General features: G+C 41.6%; 5 protein-coding genes. All 5 read right to left on the bottom strand.

What is annotated here, in order from left to right:
- Positions 1–95: 95 nt before the first annotated feature.
- Positions 96–1,574: a M1 family metallopeptidase gene (locus BT147_RS12035; protein ID WP_072335646.1), complete on the bottom strand. Its 1,479-nt coding sequence runs from the start codon at positions 1,572–1,574 to the stop codon at positions 96–98.
- Positions 1,575–1,685: 111 nt separating this feature from the next.
- Complete coding sequence (hppD, locus tag BT147_RS12030; RefSeq protein ID WP_072335644.1) at positions 1,686–2,786, bottom strand: 4-hydroxyphenylpyruvate dioxygenase; 1,101 nt, start codon at positions 2,784–2,786, stop codon at positions 1,686–1,688.
- Between the two features lie 87 nt (positions 2,787–2,873).
- On the bottom strand, positions 2,874–3,473 hold the full coding sequence (locus BT147_RS12025; RefSeq protein ID WP_072335641.1) for a GNAT family N-acetyltransferase: 600 nt from the start codon (positions 3,471–3,473) through the stop codon (positions 2,874–2,876).
- Positions 3,474–3,639: 166 nt separating this feature from the next.
- Positions 3,640–4,779, bottom strand: coding sequence for an acyl-CoA dehydrogenase family protein (locus tag BT147_RS12020; protein WP_072335639.1), 1,140 nt, complete (start codon positions 4,777–4,779; stop codon positions 3,640–3,642).
- A gap of 221 nt (positions 4,780–5,000) precedes the next feature.
- On the bottom strand, positions 5,001–6,122 hold the full coding sequence (rpoD, locus tag BT147_RS12015) for an RNA polymerase sigma factor RpoD (RefSeq protein WP_072335636.1): 1,122 nt from the start codon (positions 6,120–6,122) through the stop codon (positions 5,001–5,003).
- Positions 6,123–6,127 lie beyond the last annotated feature (5 nt).

Below are 6,127 nucleotides of genomic sequence, written 5' to 3'. Positions count from 1 at the left end.
GATAAAACTAAAGGGCATGAGTCCGGTTCAATACCGAACACATACCCTACAGGCTGCTTAAATCTTCATGTCTAACTTTTTGGGTTCACTTCACATCATGAAGCAGACTTTTTGGATTTTGAGTCATCTTCTTTAAAGTATAACCACTGATCAAAGAAGGATGTTAAATCCTTTCCTGACACCTCACTTGCAATCCGGATGAAATCTTTCGTTGTAGCTGTCCGATATTGGAACTTCTGATAATACGTGCTCATAATTTTCATCACTTTGTCTTCGCCAATCTGCTTCACCAGATCAAACATCATCGCCGTTGGACGAAGATAAACCATTAATCCATAGACCTCATCAGAATAATCATATAGCCTCTGGGCACTATGAACGTGCAGGGAATCGTGAATCTGATCCGTGCGTGTCACCACTTTTTTCAACCATTCTTCTCCATTTTCGCCTTTTTGCTTTTTCATATAAAGAAATTCAGAGAAGCTAGTTAGCCCCTCGTCTAGCCACGGCTCTTTTGCCTGATTACTCCCCACCACGCCGTACCACCACTGGTGTGCCAATTCATGTGCCACCACGTTTACAGCAGGTACTTCTCCTTTTAGACTCGGAGCTTTTGGCACAGAAGTAACTAATCCCGGATACTCCATCCCTGCAATCCCATAACCCGTTTCGCCGAGAACCACGTCGATTTCCTCATAGGGATATGAACCAAATCGCTCACCAAAAAATTTCATTCCATCGACTGCCGCTTTATGTAGCTCCTCTTTCACATCGTCCATACCCGCTAAGTACCACAGATTCACTTGAATATTGCCTGATTTCCCTTGAACCACTTGATAATCCTTTGTGATAACAGCGGCAAAATCACGGACTTGATGTTGCGTCAGCTTTATCTCTCCGCCCTTCGTGGTGATCGGGTCCTTGGCAGTAGAAATGACTTGATATCCCTCCGGAACATGGAATGTAACGTCAAAATCGGACATGTTCGTATAAAAAGGATCGCCGATTGAAGTATAAGGTTCATTATGCCACCCTTCTTTATCTTTCACAGAAAGCATCGGGTACCATTGTGCAAGGAAGGCTGTATGCTTAAAGGTGTTAAGCCTTGTTCCACCTTTGGGTAACTGTAAGGTGTAATCCATCTCAATCCGTGCAGACTTCCCGTTCCCTAACTCCTGAGGCAAGGCGACTTTCATGATCTCATTTTGTATCTCTTGCTTTACCGCACTGCCATCTACTTTTACATTTTGTATCTTAATGAAACCAGGTTTTTGAGGTTTCGATTCTTTGTTGTACTTCCAATTTTGAAAGACATTCGGATACAAGTGAAAATAAACCTCTTTCTGAGGATCGGTTCGTGACTCTGGTAGATCAACCCTCATTTTCCCTTTCACTACTTGATTTTGATCATCATAGGTAGCATCAATTTGGTAATGTGGGCGATCCACTATAGCTCGATTCTCTTTTGACTCCGTAGTGCTTGGGTTCAACTTTAGAAACGTACTACTTATCGCAAAAATAACTAGAATCGCTGATATACTAACAGAAAATATCTTCTGATTTGTGAATTTCATCAAGATGGGCACCTCAAACTTTGGCATATTTCTGCTTAGCGTGACCCACTATTATATATTTTATACAAAAAAACAGACCCTACCTGTCTAGAGTCTGTTTCCGAAAACACCTTACAAATTTCCACGACGCTCTTGTTCACGTTCAATCGCTTCAAATAGTGCTTTAAAGTTCCCTTCCCCAAAACCACGAGCACCCTTACGTTGAATAATTTCAAAGAATAATGTTGGGCGATCGACTAGAGGTTTCGTGAAGATTTGTAATAAATAGCCCTCATCATCTCGGTCTACTAAGATACTGAGACGCCGTAATTCATCCAATGGCTCATCTATTTTTCCGACTCGCTCCGTTAATTCATCGTAATAGGAACCCGGTGTATCGAGAAACTCTACGCCATTTTTGCGCAATGCTTCAACCGTATTCACAATATCATTGGTAATGAGCGCAATATGTTGTACCCCTGCCCCGCGATAAAAATCTAAATATTCCTGGATTTGGGATTTGCGTTTCCCGTTAGCAGGTTCATTAATCGGAAACTTAATACGACCTGTTCCGCTGGTCATCACTTTCGACATCAGTGCTGAGTATTCCGTGCTGATGTCATCATCATCAAAATGAATCATTTGTTTAAATCCGAGCACTTGCTCGTAATAAGAAACCCACTCTTCCATACTTTCCACATTTCCAACTACATGGTCCAGAGCCACTAAATCAGCAGGATTGCTAGGGATCTGCATTGGTGCTTCGACAAAACCTGGTGCAAACACCCCCTTATACTGTTTCCGTTCAACTAATGAATGAACCGCATCACCATAGGTTCCAATGATAGCACGCTTCACAACCCCAAAATCGTCTTCTTCAATCGTGGGGGACTGGATTGCAAGTGCTCCCCGTTTGATCGCTTCTTCAAAAGCAAGCTCAGCATCTTCCACAGAAAATGCGATATCTTTCACTCCATCACCATGTAGATTCACAAACTTCGTGATCTCATGCTCAGGAAGGTATGCTCCACTTATCAGCAAACGTATATTTCCTTGCTCTAATAGGTACGATACTTTGTCACGGCTTCCTGTCTCAAGCCCTCTATAAGCCACTAAGCGAAACCCAAAAGTCTGACAGAAAAAGTAGGCTGTCTGCTTTGCATTTCCAGCGTAAATCTCCAAATAATCAACATCGATAATAGGTAGATGGTCTTTATGTACATTAGATGTCATCTGAATCTCTCCTTTAATCGGAAATTTACAACTACTCTTTCAGTTTACATTGTAGAAAACTATTTATGCAAGCGTTTACATTGCCGCTCAATCGCTTTTGCGCAATGAAAGCTTACGAAAATCATCCGCAATCATACTGTATATACACTTATTTGTCAGATTTCCCTGCATATCCATGCTAGCATCCCGTAAAACGCCTTCTAACTGATAGTTAAGTCTCTCCGCTACTTTTCGACTTTTCATATTGCGCTCTTCACAACGAATCTCAATTCGATTGGCATGAAAAACTTGAAAAGCAAATACTGTTAAACCTCTTACTGATTCCGTTATGTATCCTTTTCCCATAAAACTTTTTCTACACCAATATCCAATTTCAAATTTGGGAATCTGCCAATTGACCTGATGTAATCCGCTACTACCCACAAAAATCTTTGTATCTTTTTCATAAAGGTGAAAGCGAAAATCCGTTCTTTCCAGAAATTCACAGTGTGCTTTTCTCACGCTTGCTTCTACTGCCTCTTCTGTCGGATTTTGCTGTGCCCAAGGCATCCAAAGTTGTAGTATATCTAAAGTCTCCATCATAGCTTCACAGATTTCAGAACCATCACCCGGTAATGGAGCACGTATGATCAATCGTTCTGTCTCAAACGAATGAGGAAAATCTTTTAGGATGGGGGGGGTATTCAATTAGCTACTCCTCTTTTCATAAAATCAAAAAAATGATATCGTCTTCCATTTATTATACAGGAAGCGATATCGCAAGAATGATAACAGATTATTTTTTTATCAAGACTGTCTACAATTAGTTTATCGAACGATCGCTCGATAAATGGGGATAAAAAAGCAACCCCCTCTAACAACCAATTTCCCTTGAGATAATGTTACGTTGTATTTCCGACGTTCCTTCTCCAATCTCAGCTAATTTGCAGTCTCGGAACATTCTCTCTACTTTATAATCGTGCATATAACCCCATCCACCGTGAATCTGAACAGCCTGGGAGCAGACTCGCATCGCCATCTCTGACGCATATAATTTACATATAGAAGCCTCTGTCGTATACTTTCTGTTTTGATCCTTCAGCCACGCCGCTTTATATACATATGTCCGCGCTAACTCAATTTCCATCGCCATATCTGCCAACTTGTGTTGAATCACTTGGAACTTCGAAAGCGATCTTCCAAACTGCATACGCTCTTTTGCATATTTGAGTGCCAGTTCATACGCTCCCTGAGCAATACCAACTGCCATAGCACCAATGCCAATTCTGCCTCCATCTAACGTCACCAAGAATTGTTTAAAACCTTCTCCTATTTTTCCAAGCACAGCGTCCTCCGCTATCTCTACACGATCTAAAACCAACTCGGTTGTATTGGAACTATGCAACCCCATCTTATGGTAGTTGCTGATCACTTCAAATCCAGGTGCGTCTGTAGGTACGATAAACGCTGTAATTTCTTTCGAGGACCCCGTCGTCTCTGTTTTAGCAGTAAGGGATACAAACTTCGCATAACTTGCATTGGTAATAAAGCACTTTGAGCCTGTAATAGTCCAACCATTTTCTGTACGAATCCCTTTTGTAATCGTTCCACCTGCATCGGAACCTGCACCTGGCTCTGTTAATCCAAATGCTCCTAAGGAGGCTCCTTCACAAATTGGTACGAGGAACTCCCTTTTTTGTTCCTTGGTCCCAAATAGCGACAATGGAGCACCACCTAAAGAGATATGGGCCGAATAAGTAATACCTGTAGAAGCACATACACGACTTAGCTCCTCAACTGCGATAGCAAACGAGATAGTATCTGCACCTGCACCGCCATACTCTTCTTCAAATGGAAGCCCCATCATCCCCAACTTTCCTAGCTTTTTCATAATCTCGAGCGGGAACTCCTTGTTGCGATCTCGCTCGTCTGCTTCTGGAGCTACTTCACCATCCGCAAAGTCCCGCATCATATTACGGATCATAAGTTGCTCTGCTGTTAAGTCATAGTTCATGCTGTCCCCTCCACCAACGGAATGTATGCGCTTTCAAGTCCATTATAGCCAGATAAGTTTGTTTACTTCAATAATTTTCAATATTATTAGCATATCTTCTTATTTTGGTCTTGATTCCGATTTGCATTGGGGAATGAAAAAAGATAAAATTAGATCAATCCAAACAAAAAGCACCCCGAAGGGCGCTATTTACCTGAAATCCACGAAAAGAGACGGAATCTTTATTCTAGGAAATCCTTCAAACGCTTGCTTCTACTTGGGTGGCGAAGCTTGCGTAATGCCTTTGCTTCAATCTGACGAATTCGTTCACGAGTAACACCAAAAACCTTACCAACCTCTTCTAGTGTGCGAGTTCTTCCATCGTCAAGACCAAATCGAAGTCGAAGTACATTCTCTTCTCTCTCAGAAAGAGTATCTAATACATCTTTTAGCTGTTCTTTTAGTAACTCATAGGCTGCTGCCTCTGCTGGTGCTTGTGCATCATCATCAGGGATAAAGTCGCCTAAGTGTGAGTCATCTTCTTCCCCAATCGGTGTTTCGAGTGATACTGGCTCTTGAGCAATCTTTTGAATCTCACGGACTTTCTCAGGAGTAAGTCCCATCTCGTTTGCAATTTCTTCCGGGGAAGGCTCTCGACCCAGTTCTTGAAGCAACTGACGATTGACACGTATCAACTTGTTAATAGTCTCAACCATATGCACAGGGATTCGAATCGTACGTGCTTGATCTGCAATAGCACGTGTAATTGCTTGGCGGATCCACCATGTTGCGTAAGTACTAAATTTGAATCCCTTCCGGTAGTCAAATTTCTCAACTGCTTTAATAAGTCCCATATTTCCTTCTTGGATTAAATCAAGAAAGAGCATCCCACGTCCAACATATCTTTTCGCAATACTCACAACTAAACGTAAGTTCGCTTCTGCGAGACGGCGTTTTGCCTCTTCATCGCCCTCTTCGATACGAGTGGCAAGCTTTACTTCCTCTTCAGCAGATAGTAGAGGAACTCGACCAATCTCTTTTAAGTACATGCGGACAGGATCATTAATCTTAACCCCTGGTGGGACACTTAGATCATCGACATATGGATCCTCTGTATTATTTGAAGCATTAAATTTAAAGGGATCTTCATCGTCTTGACCCTCGTTAATTACATCAATCCCTTGCTCATTTAGTGTTTCAAAGAATTCATCTACCTGTTGCGAATCTTGTTCGTAACTCGATAATTTTTCCATAATGGTCTTATAGCTTAAAAAGCCTTGTTTTTTTCCTAACTCTGTAAGCTGGCTCTTTAATTGTTCAAGAGTAAATTCTAATTCCGTATCGACATTTTGTTCTTTCGCCAAAGTAG

Source organism: Thermoactinomyces sp. DSM 45891 (assembly GCF_900119485.1).
Classification (GTDB): domain Bacteria; phylum Bacillota; class Bacilli; order Thermoactinomycetales; family Thermoactinomycetaceae; genus Baia.
The sequence above is the reverse complement of the archived record's forward strand: the minus strand, read 5'-3'. Positions and strand labels throughout refer to the sequence as shown.